Source organism: Variovorax sp. F042, from assembly GCF_057814215.1.
Genome location: NZ_JBVASX010000003.1, coordinates 142,330 through 160,043, shown reverse-complemented (window position 1 = coordinate 160,043; position 17,714 = coordinate 142,330). Strand labels below are relative to the sequence as shown.

The following is a 17,714-nucleotide window of genomic DNA, read 5'->3' as shown; positions in this document are numbered from 1 at the left end:
CGGCCTGTGCGCGGAGCATATATCGGAAGCCATGACAGCACAGCAGGGGCCGTGCCAGCCCGGTGGCCTCGGTCAGCCCCGCAGCAGCTGCGCCTTCAGCAGCACGCCGCGCAGTTCGTCCGGCTGCACCGGCTTGCGCAGCGCATGCCAGCCGCGCTCGGCGGCGAGCCGCTGGGTGGCTTCGTTGATGTCGGCCGAAATCAGCGCGATCGCCAATGAGGGCTTCTGCCGCTGCAGCTTCTCGGCCAGCGCGATGCCATCGAGCGCACCCGGCAGGCGGATGTCGCACAGCGCCGCGTCGAGCGCGCGCAGGTCGGCCAGCGCCAGCGCCTCGGCGGCGCTGGCATAGACGCGCGGCTCCACTTCCCATTGCAGCAGCAGGGCCGAGAGGCTGTCGGCCACCACCGTGTTGTCTTCCACCACCAGCACGGCGAGCCCGGGGCGCAACGGCGTGCGCGCCGCCTCGTCGCCATCGTCCTGCGCCACCGCAGCAGGGCGCGCCGCCACCACCGCGCCTTCCGGCGCTGCAGGCAGTTCGAAGCTGAACACCGACCCCCGCCCCGGCGCCGAGCGCAGCGACACCGCAATGCCGAGCTGCGCCGCCAGCCGCCGCACGATCGCCAGGCCCAGCCCATGGCCGCGCTGCAGGTTGCGCTCGACGTTGCCGATCTGCTCGAAGTCGTTGAACACGCGCTGCTGCGCGTCGGCCGCGATGCCGATGCCACTGTCGCGCACCTCCACGCGCCAGGCCCTGCCGGCGCCTCGCCGCCGCGCCCGCACCGCCAGCAGCACGCGCCCGCGCGGTGTGAACTTGACGGCGTTGTCGACCAGGTTGGCGAGCACGCGGCGCAGCGACACCGTGTCGCTCCAGGCGATTGCGTCGCGCGGGCAGCGCACCAGCACCCGGCCGTCGCCCGCCTGCCGGGCCAGTTCCTGCAGCAGCGGTGCCAGCGCCACTGCCGCCGGGCGCAGCGGATCGACCGCGGCCTCGATGCGGCCGATTTCCAGCAGCTGGTTGGTCAGCCCCTCCAGCGCCTGCTGCGCCCGCGCCAGCGAGCCCACCGTGTGCTGCACCGCCTCCATGTCCGCGCCGTTGTTCAGCTGCTGGCGCAGCACCTCGGCCTGCAGGCCGATGGCCATCACCGGCTGGCGCAGGTCGTGGTTGGCGGCCGAGAAGAAGCGCAGACGCTCGGCCTGCGCATGCTCGGAGGCGCGCAGGCCGGCCAGAGCCTGTTCGCGCAGGGTGCGCTCGTTGAGCCGCAGGCCGATGTTCTCTTCGAGCTGGCGCGAACGCTCGGCCACCAGCTTCCACATCATCGCGATCAGGCCGATGCCGATGACTGCCACGGCCATCATCACCGGCGCGCCCATCCATAGGCCGGTAACGATGATCGGCGCCAGCAGCAGAGTGATGGCGAGCTGCGTGGCCGGTGTGTAGAACGACACCGAGAAGGCCGACGACAGCGTCATGCCCATCAGGATCAGGCCCAGCAGCAGTTGCAGGTCGGCGCTCGCGGGGTTGAACAGCAGCACCCCGGCCAGCCCGTGCGCCAGCTCCCAGATGGCCGTGCGCAGCGTGTGCGTGCGCTGCGCCTCGCGCAGCGTTTCGGGCGTGAAGGGTTCTGGCAGGCGCTGCGGGAAGAAGCCGCGCATTACCGTCACCCCCGTGACCAGCGCGATCCAGACCAGCGCGCGCGTCAGCGAGTACTGCCAGGCGAAGAGCGCCGCCACGCCGCAGTTCAGCAGGTACTGCACCAGCAGCACCGGACCGATGGGCCGGACCGACAGCCGCAGCACCTCGCACTGGATCGCGAAGCGGTCGTCGCTGCTGTCGCTGGCGGCGGCCGGCGCGGTCGGTGATGCGGGGGTGGGGGTCATCGGCGAATCGACTATATAGAGAAGGTGCGTGACGCGGCGACAATGGAGTCCCCTAGTCGGGTTCCCCGATGGTCAAATTTCCGTGAACGATCTCTCCTTTTTCCTGCCTTGCGCCGCCGGCGTCGAGGAATTCCTCGCCCAGGAGGTGCACGCCCTGACCGGCCGCGTCGGCCAGGACCTGCTCACGCTGCGCGGCGGCGTGCGCGTGCGCGCCGACTGGCGCGACGCCTTGAAGCTCAACCTGCACTGCCGGCTCGCGCAGCGCGTGCTGGTCGAACTGGCCCACGCGCCCTACCGCAGCGAGAACGACCTGTACGCCATTGCCAACGGCGTGGCCTGGGAGATCTGGTTCACCCCGAAGCAGACCTTCAAGATCGAGACCACCGCCCAGCACAGCCCGCTGCAGAGCCTGAATTTCGCCACCCTGCGCATCAAGGACGCCATTGCCGACCGCTTCCGCGCCAAGGCCAACGGCGTGCGCCCGAGCATCGAGACCCAGTGGCCCGACTGCCGCGTGTTCGCCCACCTGACCACCGACACCTGCACGCTTTACATCGACACCTCGGGCGAGCCGCTGTTCAAGCGCGGCTGGCGCCAGGACAAGGGCGACGCCCCGCTGAAGGAAACCCTGGCCGCCGCCATGCTGGCCGCCAGCGGCTGGTGGAATCCCGAAACGGGCGAAGTGTCGACCCAGCCGCTGTACGACCCCTGCTGCGGCAGCGGCACTATTGCCATCGAGGCGGCGCAGATCGCGCGCGGCATCGCGGCCGGGTCGCTGCGGCGCTTCGGCTTCGAGAAGCTGCTGCCGTTCCAGGCGCACGTGTGGACCGCCATCAGGCAGGAGGCCGAGACGACCGTGCGCGAGGGCGGCGTGGCGATCTTCGGCTCTGACGTGTCGCACCGCATGGTCGACTTTGCCGAACGCAACGCCGAGCGCGCCGGTGTGGCGCAGGCCATCGAGTTCCGCGGCGGCGACGCGCTGCAGCGCATGCCGCCGGCCGAGGGCGGCGTGATCATGCTCAACCCGCCGTACGGCGAGCGCATCGAGGTGGGCGGCGTGGCCGGCACGGGGCGCTCGGGTGCGCGCGAATCGGCGCAGACCGAAGCAGGCGAAGGGGGTGATGGCGGCGAATTCTTCCCGCAGCTCGCCACCCACTGGAAGAAGAATTACGCCGGCTGGACCGCCTGGGTGCTCACGCCCGACCTCAAGCTGCCCAAGCAGATGCGCCTGAAGGAATCGCGCCGCGTGCCGATGTGGAACGGCCCTATCGAATGCCGCCTGTTCCGCTTCGACATGGTCGCGGGCTCAGCGCGGAAGTAGCTCGCCTTCGGGCTTGGGCTGCTGTTCTTTGGCTTCCTTGGGGCGAACGGCACAGGCCGCGTTGATCGTTCGCGTGACGAGGTCGCGTGCGCCGGCCAGGGTCACGGTGCGCACGTCGCTCTCCTCGAAATGCCTTACCGCGACCGGCTCGCCGACGAAATCCGGATGGCCGAAGTAGGTAGCGCTCACGTAGCGCGCGCTGCGGGCCTCGCAATCGACCTTGGCCCGGGCCTGGAAAGAGCGGAACCTGATGCCGTCGCGGCCCGTGCGGTCTTCCGGCAGGCTCATGCGCAGGCTCACGAGGCGGTTCGAGCCGTCCACCTCGACGCTGGTCGGCTCGACCTGCACGTAGCTGCTGGTGGCGTCGCCGGGCGTGCCCGACAGCGTGAACCACTCGGCCCGGACACCCACGGAGGCGAGCAGGACGAGGCAGAGCAGCGGGAGACGTTTCATGAAAGAGGGCGGATGCTGTGATGAGGCAGGGCGCGCAAGCGCCCGGGAGCATTGTCGTCGGCCGAACCGACTCGGGCCTGACGCCGGCCCTGCATGGTGCAACATCGGCGATATCCCCCGCACATTCCATGACGTTGACAGAATCCTCCGCCCCCGTCGTCATCGACACCAACATCGCGCTCGACCTGCTGGTCTTCGAAGATCCGGCCTGGGAGCCGCTGACTGCGCGGCTGGCCGCGGGAGAACTGCGCTGGCTGGTTACGGCCGCCATGCGCATGGAGCTCGAACGCGTGCTGGGCTATCCGCTGATTGCAAGGCGCATGGCGCAGCGCGAACTGCAGGTGCCGGTGGTGCTGGCAGATTTCGACGCGCGGGTGCAGATGGTCGAGGGCATTCCGCCGCGCGCACCTTGCGTGTGCAGCGATCCTGATGACCAGGTGTTCATCGACCTGGCCGTGGCGCACCGGGCGCTGCTGCTGAGCAAGGATCGGGCGGTGCTGTCGATGAAGAAGAGGCTGGCGCTGCGTGGGGTGGCGGTGCAGGCGGCGTTTGGGCCGTGAGATCTGCCGCTCGCATCCTCTCCATCGGTGCCGGAGCGATTGCGCTCGGCTTTGTCTTCTACAAGCTCATCGGGCCCGTGGGCCATTGGTATGAACTCAAAGAAGCAAATTGATCGCCAATAACTCGCGCAACGACTGTCGCTAATTCGGGAGAGGCGCCAGATACCACCGCCCCAGCAACCGCGCCACCGCCCGCACCCGCTGCGTATCGCGCCCCCACCGCCGGCTCGCCGGCAGCTTCTGCGCCCACTTCATGCGCCGCGCTGCGTTCGCGATGCGCTCGCGTACCTCTTCGTTCACGCCGGACAGCGCCGCATGCCAGTGCTGCCCGGCAGCCTGCGGCGCGGCGGCTTCCAGCATCATGGCCGTCGAGTGCAGGTAGCTCAGCCAGTCGCGCGCCTGGCATTCGGCCAGTGTCATGACCTCGGCCGGGTCATCCTCGAAATCGATGTAGCCGATCACGCCGTCAGGGCACTGCACGAGGTTGCGGTCGAAGGCCTGGCTCAGGTGCTGGCCGCGCACGTGCACGGCGGCGATTGCTGTCAGGCCCTCGCGCCAAACAGCCAGCAGCGCCGCGGGGCCCGCTGCGGCGGCCTGGTCGAGCCGCTCCTGCAGCACGACCGTTGCGCGGCCGCTTTCGCCCAGGTCCGAGATCAGCAGGCCATCGGCCTGTTGTGCCAGCACCACCGGCACGCGCAGGCCGGCGGCCGCGAGCTGTTTCAGCCGACGCGCCTCGGTGGCGATGGCCGCTTCGCCGCCCGGGTTGGGCACCGGCTTGATGATGTCCAGCCGCGCCATGCGGGCGACCGCCGCCATCACGCGGTAGCCCCACTTGCCATGCCGGGGGCCGGCCTTCTTGAGCCACACGCGTTCGCTGCCGAAGCGGTGGCTGGCCACGTTCTTCTTCTGCTGGGGCAGGGTGGTGCGCAGGAACTCCGCGTAGTCGCTGGGCGCTGGCGGGTTCGGGGAAAGCGCGTCGAGGGGCGCGGGCGCCGAAGCTGCGCCCTTGCGCGTTTGCAGGCGCGCGTTGGCGCCTCGTCTCAAAGGATTCATCAGGTCGATACCTCCGCACTCCGTGCTGCGGTACGAGCTTGCTTGGGGCGGCCCGGCGCTGCACTCATGCGGCCATTGCAAAGCCCGTCACAAGCCCTTGCGGGCCCTGTGTCACGGGCTGGAAACTCTCAGCACTGGCCAGCGGCCAGTAGGTACGGAAAACATTGTGCTGCTCGTCGAGCGGGCCGAGCAGTGCGCCCGGCTGCACCTGCATCACCAGGTTGCTCAACAGGCGCACTTCGGTGTCGGAAATGCGGCGCACGATGTGGTGCGCGGTGATCTGCTGCGGATGGTCGAGGCCCGCGGCCTGCACCAGCTCCTGCAGCGCATGCAGCGTGCTGCGGTGGAAGTTGCGCACGCGGTCGGCCTTGGTGGGCACCACCAGCGCCTGCTGGCGCAGCGGGTCCTGCGTGGTCACGCCCGTGGGGCAATGGCCGGTGTGGCAGCTCTGCGCCTGGATGCAGCCCAGCGCCATCATGAAGCCGCGCGCGGCGTTGCACCAGTCGGCGCCCAGCGCCATCATGCGGGCCACGTCGAAGGCGGTGATCACCTTGGCGGCGCAGCCGATCTTGATGCGGTGGCGCAGGTTCACGCCGATCAGCGTGTTGTGCACCAGCAGCAGGCCTTCCTGCAGCGGCGCGCCCACGTGGTCGCTGAACTCGACCGGCGCCGCGCCGGTGCCGCCCTCGGCACCGTCGACCACGATGAAGTCGGGCGTGATGCCGGTGGCCTGCATCGCCTTGACGATGCCGAACCATTCCCACGGATGGCCCAGGCAGAACTTGAAGCCAGTCGGCTTGCCGCCCGACAGCTCGCGCAGTTTCGCGACGAAATGCATCATCTCGGTCGGCGTGGAGAACGCGCTGTGCGACGAGGGCGAGATGCAGTCCACGCCCACAGGCACGCCGCGCGCCGCCGCGATCTCGGGCGTGACCTTGGGGGCCGGCAGCACGCCGCCGTGCCCGGGCTTGGCGCCCTGGCTCAGCTTGATCTCGATCATCTTCACCTGCGGGTCGCGCGCGTTGGCGGTGAAGCGCTCTTCGTTGAAGGTGCCGTCGTCGTTGCGGCAGCCGAAGTAGCCCGAGCCGATTTCCCAGATCAGGTCGCCGCCGTGCACCCGGTGATGCTGCGAGATCGAGCCCTCGCCGGTGTCGTGCGCAAAGCCGCCCATCATCGCGCCCTTGTTGAGCGCGAGGATGGCGTTGGCCGACAGCGCGCCGAAGCTCATGGCCGAGATGTTGAATACGCTCGCGCTGTAGGGCTGCGTGCAGACCTGCGCCGGGTTGGCGCCCACCGGCTGCGGCGTGCCGCCGATCACGATGCGGAAATCGTGGTTCTCGAGCTTCGTCGGCTGCATCGAGTGGTTGATCCACTCGTAGCCCGCGATGGTCACGTTCAGCTGCGTGCCGAAGGGCCGGTTGTCGGGGTCGCCCTTGGCGCGCTGGTACACCAGCGAGCGCTGGGCGCGCGAGAAGGGTGCGGCTTCCGAGTCGCTCTCGATGAAGTACTGCCGCATTTCTGGCCGGATGAACTCCAGCAGAAAGCGCAAATGGCCGATGACCGGGTAGTTGCGCAGGATGGCGTGGCGGGCCTGCCGCAGGTCGTGCACGCCGGTACCTGTAAGTACCGCAAAGACTGCCACGCCGATCCAGGCCAGCCACAGGTGCGGTGACACCAGCACGAACGCGAGGCAGGCCACCAGACCGACCACGCACAGGGCGAAGGCGCTGTAGCGCGTCGGAAACGGAATAATCGTGGGCATAGAAATAGTCTCGACCGGAGCCTGCTGCATCATAGAGGGCTGCCCCGAACTTGCCATGACGACCATTCCCGACCCCATTTCGCCCCCAGAGGCCACCTCCGCAGCCCAGTCCCCCCTCGGCCCCGACGATTTCGACGCACTCGACCAGGCGCTCGACGCCATGCGCGAGCACGACGAGGAAATCCCCCAATGGGAGTTCTGCGAGGGCTTCATGGCCGCGCTGATCTGTACCCGCCGCCCCATCATGCCGTCCGAATACTGGCCCGTGCTGCTGGGCGACAGCTTCTCGTCCGCGCAGCACATGGAGTTCGTCTGGAACTGGAAGCGCCGCTGGGTCGAGATCGAAGAGGGTCTCGATGCCCCCGTCGAAACCCTCGACGACGAACGCAGCTGGCAGCCCGAGGTGCTCGACACCCGCGGCGCCATCGCCTCGCTGCCCGAGGAAGAACGTGCCGAAGTGGCCGGCGAAGCGATCCCCTCCTTCGCACAGGTCTGGGCGCTGGGCTTCATGTACGCGGTCGAGAACTGGCCCGAAGACTGGGCCACGCCGCGCGACAAAGATGCTGCGCGCATGCTCGACGACGCACTCGACAACATCGTCGCCCTCACCGAGGACGACAACGCCAAGCCCACGCTGTCGATGTACAGCGACGACGCCCCGCCCAGCGTGAGCCAGCAGCGGCTGGACGACTTCGGCGCCGCCATCTGGGCCGTGTACGACCTGCGCCAGCTCTGGAAGAGCCTGGGCCCGAAGGCCGAGACCATCCGCAAGGAAGCTGCTCCCGGCCGCAACGACCCGTGCCCCTGCGGCAGCGGAAAAAAATACAAGAAGTGCCACGGTGCCACCTAGCGCCGGCATTGGCTCTGACAGTGCACCCCTGACGCCGCGCGCGGCCTGGGTGATGGTCCTGGCGCTGTGCGCCGGGGTCGCGCTGAGCCAGGCGTTCCGCACGGTCGGCGCCATCATGGCGAGCCCGCTGCAGGCCGACTTTCATCTCTCCGCCCAGGCCCTCGGGATCTTCTCGGGGGCTTTTCACTTTGCGTTCGGCGCCATGCAGCTGTTCATGGGCATCGGCATCGACCTGCATGGCGTGCGCCGCACGGTGCTGGTGGCCTTTCCTGTCGCCATCGCGGGCGCGCTGCTGTCGGCGGTGTCGTCCAGCTACCTCGTGCTGGTGGCGGGCCAGGCGCTGATCGGCGTGGGTTGCGCGCCAGCCTTCCTGGTGTGCACGGTGTTCATCGCGCGGCACTTTCCGGCGGCGCGCTTCGCCACCGTGTCGGGCATGGTGCTGGCCGTCGGCGGCCTCGGCATGCTGGCGACCGGCACACCGCTGGCGTGGCTGGTGCAGGCCTATTCATGGCGCGCGGGCTTCCTGGTGCTGGCCGTGGCGGCCGCGCTGGCATGGCTCGCAATCTGGTACTGGGTGCACGAGCCGGCCTCGGCCGTGCCGCAGGTCAAGGAGTCGATCCCCGAGGCGATCCGCCAGTTCGGCGCGCTGTTCGCCATGCCGCACACGCTGGGCATCATGGTGCTGGGGGCAGTCACCTACGCCGCCTTCATCTCGTTGCGCGGCCTGTGGCTCGGCCCGCTGATGATGGAGCGCCACGGCTATTCGCTGGTGCAGAGCGGCAACGTCGCGCTGGCGGTGTCGGTGATCTCGCTGTTCGGCGCGCCGCTCTTCGGCCGGCTCGACCGCGACGGCGCCGGGCGCCGCCGCTGGATCGTGATCTGCGCGCTCGGCTATGCGGGGCTCTTCGCGCTCATCGCGGTGTTGCACTCGGCCTGGCTCGACATCGCCGGCATGGTGCTGATCGGCGTGCTCTCGGGCTTCATCGTCTGGCAATACGCCGACGTGCGCGGCGCCTATCCGGCCACGCTCACCGGCCGCGCGATGGCCGTGTTCACGATGGCGATGTTCCTTGGCGTGGCGCTCATGCAGTGGGGCACGGGCGTCGCCGCTTCGGTCGCGTCGGCGCATGGCGGCGACCCGCTGACGGCCGTGCTGTCCACCATCGCCGCGCTGCTGGTGATTGGCATCGCGGCCTTCGCGTGGCTGCCCGCGCCGAAGGCCGATTCCGTCAGATCTTGAAGGCGCGCTGAATGTCCGGCCGCACCAGGTCGGCGTACTCGCGATGCTTGCGGATATAGCCCGCGATGAACTGGCACACCGGAATCACATGCAGCCCCTTGGCGCGCGCCTCGTCGAGCACGTGCCTCGCGATGCCCGAGCCCACGCCCTTGCCCTCGTGCTCGGGCAGCACCTCGGTGTGCGTGAACATGATCGCGTCGGTCAGCAGGTTGTACTCGGCATAGGCCGCGAGCTTGGCATCCAGCGTGGCCTCGTAGCGGTGCTGGGTTTCGTTGTTGGAAAAGGTGAGGGCGGTGTTGTTGCTCATGGCTGGCGTGCAAGAAAAGTGGCGAGGTTGGCTGCGGCGGTGGCGCGCACCTTGTTGTGCAGCATGGGTGTCCAGCCGAGCAGCAGGCCCGGCGTGCCGAGCGCCTGGCGCGACCAGGTCCAGAACGGAAAGCTGTCGCGGTGCGTCGCGATCAGCCCCTCGGGCGTGAAGGTGAAGCGCGCGTCGATGCTGTTGTCGACGAGGCGGCCAGTGGCGCTGAAGCGGTAGTGCGCGTCCCAGTGGGCGCTGCCGGTACTGTCGTCGGCCTTCACGTCGCGCCAGGTCAGGCGCCACACGTCGGCGCCCTTGGCTTTCGTGCCCGTGGCCAGCATGCGCCACATGCCGCCCACTTCGCGCCTCCCGCGCAGCGAAAAAGCCTCGTCGTCGAACACTGCGTCGCTTGCGTAGCAGGCTTCCATGGTGGCGGCGTCTAGCTTGGCGAACGCGCTGTAGAAGCGCTCGATGGTCTGGGCATTGGTGGCTGCTGTCATGAGGCCTTCGGGTTGGTTGGCGGGGGGTCACAGCACCTGGGGAATGGTGCGGGCGAGGAAATCATAGACCGAGCGGATGCGCCGGTCGGTGCGCACTTCGCGGTGCACCGCCAGCCACACGGGCAGCACCGGCAGCTTGATCGAAGGCAGCACGCGCACCACTTCGCCGTCGGTGTGGGCCAAGGACTCGCTCACGAAGCCGATGCCCACGCCCTGGCGCAGCGCCTCCCAGTACACGCTGACGTCGTCGGTGCGAAAGCAGAAGTCCTCGCGCTTCAGGGGCGCGCCGAGCTGGGCGGAGCTGCGCAGGATGCTGTCGTCGCGGTCGTAGCCCAGCAGGTCGTGTTTGAGCAGGTCGGTGATCTGGCGCGGCGTGCCGCGGCGGCGCAGGTAGTCACGCTGGGCGAAGGTGCCGAGCGCGAACCGGCCCACGCGCCGGGCGATCACCGAGCCGGTCTCGGGCGGGCTCATGCGCAGCGCGATGTCGGCTTCGCGCCGCAGCAGGTTGCTGACTTCGTTGGTTGCCACCAGCTCGACCTGTATCTCGGGCAGCTCGCGCCGCATCTGGGCCAGCAGCGCCGGCAACAGGTGCCGCGCCGTGGCCTGGCTCGCCGAGATGCGCACCGTGCCGGCCAGCGCGGTGTTGGCGCCCGACACGCTGCGCGACAGCGCGAGCGCACCGCTTTCCATGGCGCGCGCGGCCTGCGCGAGCCGCGTGGCCATTTCGGTCGGCCGCAGGCCCCGGCCGGTGCGCTCGAACAGCACCACGCCCAGCTGCGCTTCGAGTTCGGCGATGTGGCGGCCCAGCGTGGGCTGGCTCGCGCCCACGGCGCGCGCCGCTCCCAGCAGGCTGCCATGGTCGAGCGCGGCCAGAAACGCGCGCACCAGCCGCCAGTCGAAGCCCAGTTCCTTGTCGGGTCTCATCGGTATTCAGTTTTGAATAGCAGTTATCGAAGCTTGACGCATTGTGAACTGCGGGCGCGCTTTCGATAATCCGCGCAATGGATGAGCGAAGAAACTTTGTCCGGCTGCTGGGAGGCGGCGTTGTCGTAGCGGCGGGTGCGGCCGCGCTGGCAGCCTGGTGGCTGAACTCCGACATGCCGGCGGCCGCGCTGGAGGTATGGAACGGCCCCGGCAACGAGCCCGACGTGCGCAAGCGCGCCGTCGCCTATGCCGTCACGGCCCCCACCGCGTACAACTGCCAGCCTTGGCTGGTCGACCTGCGCGAGCCCGAAGCCATCGTGGTCTATTGCGACCGCGAGCGCGTGCAGCCCGAGTCCGATCCCTTCGGCCGGCAGGTCGTCATCGGCCACGGCGCTTTCATCGAGCTGCTGGTGATGGCGCTCGCGCAACAGGGCGTGCAGGCCAGCGTGCAGCTATGGCCGCAGGGCGAGCTGATCGGCGAGCCGCGGCACTGGCCGCACATTCCGGTGGCACGGCTGCGGCTGGCGGACGGCGGCGTGCCCGATCCGCTGTTCGCGCAGGTGCTGCGGCGGCGCACGCCCAAGCAGCGCTTCGACCTCACGCGGCCGGTGTCGGCCGACATATTGCAGGGCCTCACCTCGGTGGTGCCGGTGGGCGGCATGGTGAGCTCATCCGGCACGGTCGAGATGGCGCGCGTGCTGCCCTTGCGCAGGCTCTGCGCGGCGGCCGCGCGCGTGGAGCTCGCCACGCCCGGCACCGCGATGGAAAACCTGCAGCTGCTGCGCATCGGCCCGCAGGAGATCCTCGAACACCGCGACGGCTTCTCGGTCAACGATCCGGCGCTGCGCATCGCCGTTGCGCTGGGGCAGTTCAGCCGCAGCACGCCCGCGCCCGAAGACAGCCCTTCGTTCCGCCAGGCCCTGCAGATGTTCGAGGACCAGGCCCAAACCGCGATGGGCTTCGTCTGGCTCAGCACGCGCGGCAACAGCCGCACCGAGCAGATTGCGGCGGGCCGCGCCCATGTGCGCCAGCAACTGCGTGCCACCGACCTGGGCCTGGGCATGCACCCGATGAGCCAGCCGCTCGAAGAGTTCGCGGAGATGGCGCCGTGCCGTGCGGTCGCGCACGACCTGCTGCTGGGCACCGCGCGGCCGGGCGACAGGCACAGCCCGACGGTGCAGATGATGTGCCGCCTCGGCTACCCGATGGCGCCGGTGCCTGCCGCGCCGCGCCGGCCGCTCGGCGACTTCATGACGGCCTGAAGGCCTGAAGGCCGGAGCCTGCCCGCGCGTTCAGCGCGAGAGCAGCTCGACCAGCGTCTTGAGCGCGTGATGCACCGTGGCCGCGCGCACCGTGGCGCGGTCGCCGTCGAAACGGCGGCGCTCGGTGCGCACATCGCCATCGACCGACCAGCCGAACCACACCGTGCCCACCGGCTTGTCGGGCGTGCCGCCGGTCGGGCCCGCCACGCCGGTCACGGCCAGCGCCACGCGCGACGGCGGCGAATGCGCGATCGCGCCCGTGGCCATGGCGCGTGCCACCGGCTCGCTGACCGCGCCGTTCGCCGCGATCACCGTTGCGTCCACGCCCAGCAGCTCGGTCTTGGCTTCGTTGGAATACGTGATGAAGCCGCGCTCGAACCACACGCTCGACCCCGCCAGCTCGGTGCAGGCCGCGCCGATCAGCCCGCCCGTGCAGCTTTCGGCGGTGGCCAGCATCCAGCCTTTTTTCTGCAGCAAGCCGGCCAGGGCCACGACCAGTTCGGGCGTGTCCTGGTCGGCGAGCGCCGTTGTAGAGGAAGAGTCCATCGGGTTCACCATGCGCGCCAGAGTGCAATGACCAGCAGCGTGCAGAACGCCGCCACCAAGTCGTCGAGGATGATGCCGAAGCCCGCGCGCCACCAGCGCACCTGCGCCGCATCGCGCTGCTTGAACAGCGCGTCGGCCCAGCCCACCGGGCCGGGCTTGGCGGCATCGAAATAACGGAACAGCGCAAAGGCGATGGCCTGCGCGAAGAGTCCGGCCGGCGTTACCAGCCAGAGCACGATCCAGAAGGCGATCACCTCGTCCCACACCACGGCGCCTGGGTCGGCCACGTTCATGTTGCGCGCGGCCACGGTGCAGGCCCACCAGCCGATGGGCAGCGAGGCCGCGATGATCCAGCCGATGGTCGCCGGCGTGAACCAAAGCTGCATCACCGCGAAAGCCACCCAGGCCCACAGCGTGCCCACGGTGCCGGGCGCGAAGGGCGACAGGCCCGAGCCGAAGCCCAGCGCGATGAAATGCGCGGGGTGCGACAGCAGAAAGCGCAGCGTGGCGCGGCGCATCGGGGGTTGGGGCATGGCGCCGGTGGTCGTGGTGGACAAGGAAGAAGGAGAGGAAGAAGCGGCGTGCATCGGGGCAGAAGTGTCGCGCATCTGCGCCGGCACCGGTTCGGTGCGATTTATTTATCAAAGCAATAACTTGTTTAATTGGCGCCGGCCGCCTAGTATCCGGACTCCTTTCCAAGCTTCGTCTTCGCGCCATGTCTTCCTCTTCCGCCGCCCTGCGTCCTCCGCCTGCCACCGCCGCCTGGAGCGAATTGTTCAGCGGCCGCAATGGCTGGCGCGCGCTGGCCCTGACAGGCGGCGTCGCGCTGCATGCCGTCAACGTGCACATCGTGACCACCGTGCTGCCGTCGGTGGTGGGCGAGATCGGCGGGCTCGACTGGTACGCCTGGAGCACCACGCTCTTCGTGGTCGGCTCGATCCTCGGCGCCACGCTGTCGGTGCGGCTGCTCGCGGTGCTCGGCCCGCGCGGCGCGTGCCTGGCGGCGCTGGCGGTGTTCAGCGCCGGCTCGGTCGGCTGCGCGCTCGCGCCGGCGATGCCGTGGATGCTCGCGGGCCGCACGGTGCAGGGGCTGGGCGGCGGGCTGCTCGCGGCGCTGAGCTACGGGCTGATCCAGCTGGTGTTCGAGCAGCGGCTGTGGCCGCGCGCGGTGGCGCTGGTGTCGGGTATGTGGGGCGTCGCCACTTTGTGCGGGCCGGCTGTGGGCGGCCTGTTCGCGCAGGCCGGGCATTGGCGCTGGGCTTTCTGGTTCCTGCTGCCAGTGGCGGCGGCGCAGGCGCTGCTGGTGCTCGTGCAATTGCGACCCTCGATGGGCGTGAAGCACGCGCGGCCCGAGGTTCCACCGCGCGTGCCGGGGATGCAGATCGGCCTGCTCGCGCTGTCGGTACTGGTGATTGCGGCCAGCGGCCTGTGGCCCGAGCTGCTCTGGCAGGCCGTCGGCGTGGCACTGGGGCTGGCCATCGGCTTCGCGGCCACGCGCATCGACAGTCGTGCCACTGTGCGCGTGCTGCCGAGCGGCGCCTATTCGATGAGCGCGCCGCTGGGCGCCATCTACGCGAGCGTGGCGCTGCTGCTGATCGGCAGCACCACCGAAATCTTCGTGCCGTACTTTTTGCAGCTGCTGCACGGGCACTCGCCGCTGGCGGCGGGCTACCTCACCGCCGCGATGGCGGGCGGCTGGAGCGCGGGCTCGCTGCTGTCCTCGGGCCGCAGCGGCACGGGGGCCGACCGCATGCTGCGCGCCGGCCCGGTGATCTGCACGCTGGGGCTGGCGGCGCTGGCGTGGCTGCTGCCGTCACCGGGGTTCTTCGCCGACGGCTTCGAGACATTGCTGATCGCCGTCGCACTGGCGGCCGTGGGGCTTGGCGTGGGCATCGGCTGGCCGCACCTCATCACGCGCGTGATGGCGCTCGCGCCCAGGGGCGAGGAAGGCCTGGCCTCCGCCTCGATCACCACCGTGCAGCTCTACGGCATGGCCGTTGGTGCGGCCGTGGCGGGGCTGGTCGCGAATGCGGCGGGCCTCACCGTGCCGGGCGGCGTCGAGGGCGCGCGCTCGGCGGCCGTGTGGCTGTTCACGAGCTTTGCGCTCGCGCCGGCCTTGGCGGTGTGGCTTGCGTACCGCGCCGTCGCACGGCGCGGCTGGTGAGCGGGCCAGCCTTAGAAGAAGAGAAGGCTCAGGCCACCACGCCTTCCCAGGCCAGCGCCCGCCGGCGCGCCCGCACTCGCAGGCCTTCACCGCGCAGCAGGCCCACCAGGTCGTAGACCTCGGCCGGCAGGTGCGCGCCGCGCCAGGCCACGTGCTGGTCGGGGCGGCACAGCACGAGGCGGTGCGTGTAGGCCTTGGGCACGTCCTCGGTCTCGATGTCCAGCACCGTGAGCGGCATGCTGTAGGCGGCCGCGGCCCGTTCGAGCGGCCGCACGTCCGCGCTGCGGTCGAAGCGCAGCATCGTGTAGCCGGGGCCGAAGGCGTCGTAGACCGAGCGGCCGTCCGAAAGCCAGAAGTGCGGCGCGCGGCAGCCCGGCACGGTGGACGGCGTGAACTCGCCCATCGAATAGGGTGGCGCCATGTGCTCGCCGTCGGCAATGATGATCGGCGAACCGCTGTAGAAGTAGCCGAAGTTGAGGCCGCCGCAGCAGAACTGCTGCACGTTCAACTCGTAGGCCTCGCGTCCGATGTCGGCGCGCAGCGCATCGCCGGCGGGGCCGGGCTCCTCGATGTTCGGCGGCACGGCGCGGCGCGCGCGGATCATCTTCTGCGCATGGTCCATCGCGAAGTTCGACACCTGCTCGGTGATCGGCTGGCGCTCTGCCTCGTAGGCGTCGAGGATGGCCTCGTCGCCCCAGCCCTGCACCACCGCGCCCAGCAGCCACGAGAGGTTGAGCGCGTCGGCAATGCCCGCGTTCATGCCGTAGCCCGCATAGGGCACCCACAGGTGCGCCGCATCGCCCGCGATGAACACGCGGCCCTCGCGGAAGCGATTGGCCACGAGGCGGCGGCCGATCCAGTCTTCCTTGCTGATGATCTCGTACTTGAAGTCGGGGCCCACGCCGAGGATTTCGCGCAGCGACTTGTCGCGGTCGACCGAATCGAACTCGGGCTCTTCGGCATTCAGGTGGTTGTGCACCAGCCAGGTCTCGTGCCCGTCGATGGCGAACATCGTGCCGCAGCGGCGCGGGTTCATTGCGTAGTACGACCACGCCGGCTTGCCCGGAATCAGCGCGCGCAGCTGCGGCGCGCGGATGAAGGTCGACTGCACGCGCTGGATCACGGCCGTGCCTTCGAGCCTTGCGCCGATCTGCTTGCGCACGGTGGAGGCGCCGCCGTCGCAGCCCACCATGTAGCGGCATCGGATGCTGCGCGTCACGCCGCTGTCCATGTCGGTGGCGATGGCCGTCACGCCTTCGTCGTCTTGCGTGAAGCCCGCGAACTGCGTGCGGTTCAGGAGCGTCACGCCCGGTAGCGCGGCCGTGTGCTTCAGCAGGATGGGCTCGAGGTAGATCTGGTTGATGCGATGCGGCGGCTCGGGCGTGGGCCACCACGCGTCGGGGCCTTCGGTCTCGGTGTAGCGATCGCGGCGGCACGGAATCGGAATGCGCGTGAGTTCGGTGCCCGTCACGCTGATGCGGAACACCACGTCGTTCGGGTAGTCGGCGGGCAGCCCCGCATCGCGCAGCTTCTGCGCCACGCCCAGGCGGCGGAACTGCTCCATGGTGCGCGATGCCACGTGGTTGCACTTCACGTTCGGCGGCTCCGCGAAACGGCGCGTCTCGCAGATGACGACCGAGACGCCGCGCGAGGCGAGGTCCATGGCCAGCGTAAGGCCCACGGGGCCGGCGCCGACGATCATCACGTCGGCCTGCAGTGCTGCTGCGGTGTGGTGGTCGGTCATGTTCGCAAGAGGGCGGAAGGGAGCGTGCCGTCAGTCGAGCCGGATGTGGGCGGTCTGGATCACCTTCGCCCACTTCTTCGTCTCGGATTGGATGTAGGCCTCGAAGGCTTCGGTCGAGCTCGGCGCGGGCTCCGCGCCGAGGTTGCGCATCGCGGCCTTGATCTGCTCGTCGGCGAGCGCGGCGTTGATCTCGGCGTTGAGCCGCGCAACGATGGGTGCGGGCGTACCCGCGGGCGCCACCACGCCGAACCAGCCCGTGGAGTCGTAGCCGGGCAGGCCGGCCTCGGCCACCGAGGGCACTTCGGGCAGCATCGGCACGCGCTGTGCGCTGGTCACCGCGAAGGCGATCAGTTTGCCCGCGCGGATCTGCTGCAGCGAAGCCTGCAAGTCGACCAGCGCGAGCTGGATCTGTCCCGCCATGGTGTCGAGCGCCGCGGGGCCCGAGCCGCGGTAGGGCACTTCAACCAGCTTCACGTCGGCCATCTGCGCGAACAGCGCCGCCGACAGGTGCATGGCCGTGCCGTTGCCGCCATGACCGATCGACAGCGTGCCCGGCTTCGCCTTCGCCAGCGCGATCAGATCGCGCTGCGTGCGCGCCGGAAGGGAAGGGTGTCCCACGATCACGAAGGGCGTGGCCGCGACCATGCCCACGGGTTTGAAGTCCTTCACCGGGTCGAAGGGCATCTGTGCGTACAGGCTCGCGTTGGCCGTCAGCGCACCGGCTGCGCCCAGCCCCAGCGTGTAGCCGTCGGCCGGTGTCTTGGCCACCAGCGCGAGCCCCACGTTGCCGCCCGCGCCGGGCCGGTTGTCGACCACCAAGGGCTGGCCCAGTTTCTCGTTGAGCCGCGGCACCATCAGGCGCACCACCGCATCGGCACTGCCGCCCGGCGGAAAGGTCACGATCATGCGGATGGGCCTGTTCGGGAAATCGCCGACGGTCGAAGATGGCGATGGCGCAGGTGCCTGCGCAAAAGCCGAGCCGCCGGTCAATGCCGCGCCGACTGCGCCAAGCATGAGCTGCCTGCGAAGCACGCTCTTCCCGTCGGCAAGAGGTACTGCCATCGAGGCTCCTTGAATGTGATGTGTCTTTTCAACGATTGAACGATGACAGCATTCATTCGTAAATCAAGATATTTCTAATGAAATATCATCTTTTCTG

The 17,714-nt window shown here is 69.4% G+C and carries 17 protein-coding genes; 6 read left to right on the top strand and 11 right to left on the bottom strand.

The window, feature by feature from the left end:
* Positions 1-72 precede the first annotated feature (72 nt).
* Complete coding sequence (locus ACZYSP_RS13585) at positions 73-1,878, bottom strand: ATP-binding response regulator (protein WP_093077014.1); 1,806 nt, start codon at positions 1,876-1,878, stop codon at positions 73-75.
* Between the two features lie 82 nt (positions 1,879-1,960).
* Between ACZYSP_RS13585 and ACZYSP_RS13580 the strand changes: the two genes are divergently transcribed.
* Complete coding sequence (locus ACZYSP_RS13580) at positions 1,961-3,199, top strand: THUMP domain-containing class I SAM-dependent RNA methyltransferase (protein WP_093077016.1); 1,239 nt, start codon at positions 1,961-1,963, stop codon at positions 3,197-3,199.
* Here the strand turns inward: ACZYSP_RS13580 and ACZYSP_RS13575 are convergent.
* Complete coding sequence (locus ACZYSP_RS13575; RefSeq protein WP_307615320.1) at positions 3,185-3,652, bottom strand: surface-adhesin E family protein; 468 nt, start codon at positions 3,650-3,652, stop codon at positions 3,185-3,187. The two genes, ACZYSP_RS13580 and ACZYSP_RS13575, sit on opposite strands and share 15 nt — an antisense overlap.
* Before the next feature lie 128 nt (positions 3,653-3,780).
* Between ACZYSP_RS13575 and ACZYSP_RS13570 the strand changes: the two genes are divergently transcribed.
* On the top strand, positions 3,781-4,212 hold the full coding sequence (locus ACZYSP_RS13570) for a putative toxin-antitoxin system toxin component, PIN family (RefSeq protein ID WP_093077019.1): 432 nt from the start codon (positions 3,781-3,783) through the stop codon (positions 4,210-4,212).
* Between the two features lie 141 nt (positions 4,213-4,353).
* On the opposite strand, the gene ACZYSP_RS13565 is transcribed toward ACZYSP_RS13570, so the two are convergent.
* On the bottom strand, positions 4,354-5,265 hold the full coding sequence (locus tag ACZYSP_RS13565) for a BUD32 family EKC/KEOPS complex subunit (protein WP_093054128.1): 912 nt from the start codon (positions 5,263-5,265) through the stop codon (positions 4,354-4,356).
* Positions 5,266-5,329: 64 nt separating this feature from the next.
* Positions 5,330-7,027: an FMN-binding glutamate synthase family protein gene (locus tag ACZYSP_RS13560; protein ID WP_489014680.1), complete on the bottom strand. Its 1,698-nt coding sequence runs from the start codon at positions 7,025-7,027 to the stop codon at positions 5,330-5,332.
* Positions 7,028-7,082: 55 nt separating this feature from the next.
* Here ACZYSP_RS13560 and ACZYSP_RS13555 point away from each other — a divergent pair, with 55 nt between their 5' ends.
* The gene (locus tag ACZYSP_RS13555) at positions 7,083-7,877 is read left to right on the top strand and encodes a YecA/YgfB family protein (RefSeq protein ID WP_093054132.1); all 795 of its coding nucleotides are present in this window, start codon (positions 7,083-7,085) and stop codon (positions 7,875-7,877) included.
* 52 nt (positions 7,878-7,929) lie between these two features.
* Positions 7,930-9,117 carry an MFS transporter gene (locus ACZYSP_RS13550; RefSeq protein ID WP_093077022.1) on the top strand — a complete coding sequence of 396 codons (1,188 nt, stop codon included), beginning with the start codon at positions 7,930-7,932 and terminating at the stop codon, positions 9,115-9,117.
* On the opposite strand, the gene ACZYSP_RS13545 is transcribed toward ACZYSP_RS13550, so the two are convergent.
* From ACZYSP_RS13545 to ACZYSP_RS13535, 3 genes are read right to left on the bottom strand one after another with little or no spacing between them, the layout of a single operon-like run.
* Positions 9,107-9,424, bottom strand: a complete 318-nt coding sequence (locus ACZYSP_RS13545) for a GNAT family N-acetyltransferase (protein WP_093077024.1) — start codon at positions 9,422-9,424, stop codon at positions 9,107-9,109. The two genes, ACZYSP_RS13550 and ACZYSP_RS13545, sit on opposite strands and share 11 nt — an antisense overlap.
* A complete protein-coding gene (locus tag ACZYSP_RS13540) occupies positions 9,421-9,915 on the bottom strand; it encodes a nuclear transport factor 2 family protein (protein WP_093077025.1) in 495 nt (164 codons plus the stop codon). Before ACZYSP_RS13540 ends, ACZYSP_RS13545 begins: the two co-directional genes overlap by 4 nt.
* 27 nt (positions 9,916-9,942) lie before the next feature.
* Positions 9,943-10,839, bottom strand: coding sequence for a LysR family transcriptional regulator (locus ACZYSP_RS13535; RefSeq protein ID WP_093077027.1), 897 nt, complete (start codon positions 10,837-10,839; stop codon positions 9,943-9,945).
* 77 nt (positions 10,840-10,916) lie between these two features.
* Between ACZYSP_RS13535 and ACZYSP_RS13530 the strand changes: the two genes are divergently transcribed.
* Entirely contained in the window at positions 10,917-12,101 is a 1,185-nt protein-coding gene (locus ACZYSP_RS13530) for an Acg family FMN-binding oxidoreductase (protein WP_256216767.1), read from the top strand.
* A 30-nt stretch (positions 12,102-12,131) separates the two neighbouring features.
* On the opposite strand, the gene ACZYSP_RS13525 is transcribed toward ACZYSP_RS13530, so the two are convergent.
* Complete coding sequence (locus ACZYSP_RS13525) at positions 12,132-12,659, bottom strand: CinA family protein (protein WP_093054143.1); 528 nt, start codon at positions 12,657-12,659, stop codon at positions 12,132-12,134.
* Complete coding sequence (locus ACZYSP_RS13520; protein ID WP_093077177.1) at positions 12,653-13,180, bottom strand: phosphatidylglycerophosphatase A family protein; 528 nt, start codon at positions 13,178-13,180, stop codon at positions 12,653-12,655. Before ACZYSP_RS13520 ends, ACZYSP_RS13525 begins: the two co-directional genes overlap by 7 nt.
* Positions 13,181-13,362: 182 nt before the next feature.
* Here ACZYSP_RS13520 and ACZYSP_RS13515 point away from each other — a divergent pair, with 182 nt between their 5' ends.
* Entirely contained in the window at positions 13,363-14,811 is a 1,449-nt protein-coding gene (locus ACZYSP_RS13515) for an MFS transporter (protein WP_093077030.1), read from the top strand.
* A gap of 28 nt (positions 14,812-14,839) precedes the next feature.
* Here ACZYSP_RS13515 and ACZYSP_RS13510 read toward each other — a convergent pair whose 3' ends face one another.
* Both ACZYSP_RS13510 and ACZYSP_RS13505 read right to left on the bottom strand, forming a co-directional pair.
* A complete protein-coding gene (locus ACZYSP_RS13510) occupies positions 14,840-16,555 on the bottom strand; it encodes an FAD-dependent oxidoreductase (RefSeq protein ID WP_093077031.1) in 1,716 nt (571 codons plus the stop codon).
* Between the two features lie 30 nt (positions 16,556-16,585).
* On the bottom strand, positions 16,586-17,617 hold the full coding sequence (locus ACZYSP_RS13505; RefSeq protein ID WP_093077033.1) for a Bug family tripartite tricarboxylate transporter substrate binding protein: 1,032 nt from the start codon (positions 17,615-17,617) through the stop codon (positions 16,586-16,588).
* Positions 17,618-17,714 lie beyond the last annotated feature (97 nt).

What these genes read in the sequence shown, in the direction of transcription:
- ACZYSP_RS13585 (WP_093077014.1), bottom strand. Translation starts at nt 1,878, where the DNA reads ATGACCCCCACCCCCGCATCACCGACCGCGCCGGCCGCCGCCAGCGAC.
- ACZYSP_RS13575 (WP_307615320.1), bottom strand. Translation starts at nt 3,652, where the DNA reads ATGAAACGTCTCCCGCTGCTCTGCCTCGTCCTGCTCGCCTCCGTGGGT.
- ACZYSP_RS13570 (WP_093077019.1), top strand. Translation starts at nt 3,781, where the DNA reads ATGACGTTGACAGAATCCTCCGCCCCCGTCGTCATCGACACCAACATC.
- ACZYSP_RS13565 (WP_093054128.1), bottom strand. Translation starts at nt 5,265, where the DNA reads ATGAATCCTTTGAGACGAGGCGCCAACGCGCGCCTGCAAACGCGCAAG.
- ACZYSP_RS13560 (WP_489014680.1), bottom strand. Translation starts at nt 7,027, where the DNA reads ATGCCCACGATTATTCCGTTTCCGACGCGCTACAGCGCCTTCGCCCTG.
- ACZYSP_RS13555 (WP_093054132.1), top strand. Translation starts at nt 7,083, where the DNA reads ATGACGACCATTCCCGACCCCATTTCGCCCCCAGAGGCCACCTCCGCA.
- ACZYSP_RS13550 (WP_093077022.1), top strand. Translation starts at nt 7,930, where the DNA reads ATGGTCCTGGCGCTGTGCGCCGGGGTCGCGCTGAGCCAGGCGTTCCGC.
- ACZYSP_RS13545 (WP_093077024.1), bottom strand. Translation starts at nt 9,424, where the DNA reads ATGAGCAACAACACCGCCCTCACCTTTTCCAACAACGAAACCCAGCAC.
- ACZYSP_RS13540 (WP_093077025.1), bottom strand. Translation starts at nt 9,915, where the DNA reads ATGACAGCAGCCACCAATGCCCAGACCATCGAGCGCTTCTACAGCGCG.
- ACZYSP_RS13535 (WP_093077027.1), bottom strand. Translation starts at nt 10,839, where the DNA reads ATGAGACCCGACAAGGAACTGGGCTTCGACTGGCGGCTGGTGCGCGCG.
- ACZYSP_RS13530 (WP_256216767.1), top strand. Translation starts at nt 10,917, where the DNA reads ATGGATGAGCGAAGAAACTTTGTCCGGCTGCTGGGAGGCGGCGTTGTC.
- ACZYSP_RS13525 (WP_093054143.1), bottom strand. Translation starts at nt 12,659, where the DNA reads ATGGTGAACCCGATGGACTCTTCCTCTACAACGGCGCTCGCCGACCAG.
- ACZYSP_RS13520 (WP_093077177.1), bottom strand. Translation starts at nt 13,180, where the DNA reads ATGCCCCAACCCCCGATGCGCCGCGCCACGCTGCGCTTTCTGCTGTCG.
- ACZYSP_RS13515 (WP_093077030.1), top strand. Translation starts at nt 13,363, where the DNA reads ATGTCTTCCTCTTCCGCCGCCCTGCGTCCTCCGCCTGCCACCGCCGCC.
- ACZYSP_RS13510 (WP_093077031.1), bottom strand. Translation starts at nt 16,555, where the DNA reads ATGACCGACCACCACACCGCAGCAGCACTGCAGGCCGACGTGATGATC.
- ACZYSP_RS13505 (WP_093077033.1), bottom strand. Translation starts at nt 17,617, where the DNA reads ATGGCAGTACCTCTTGCCGACGGGAAGAGCGTGCTTCGCAGGCAGCTC.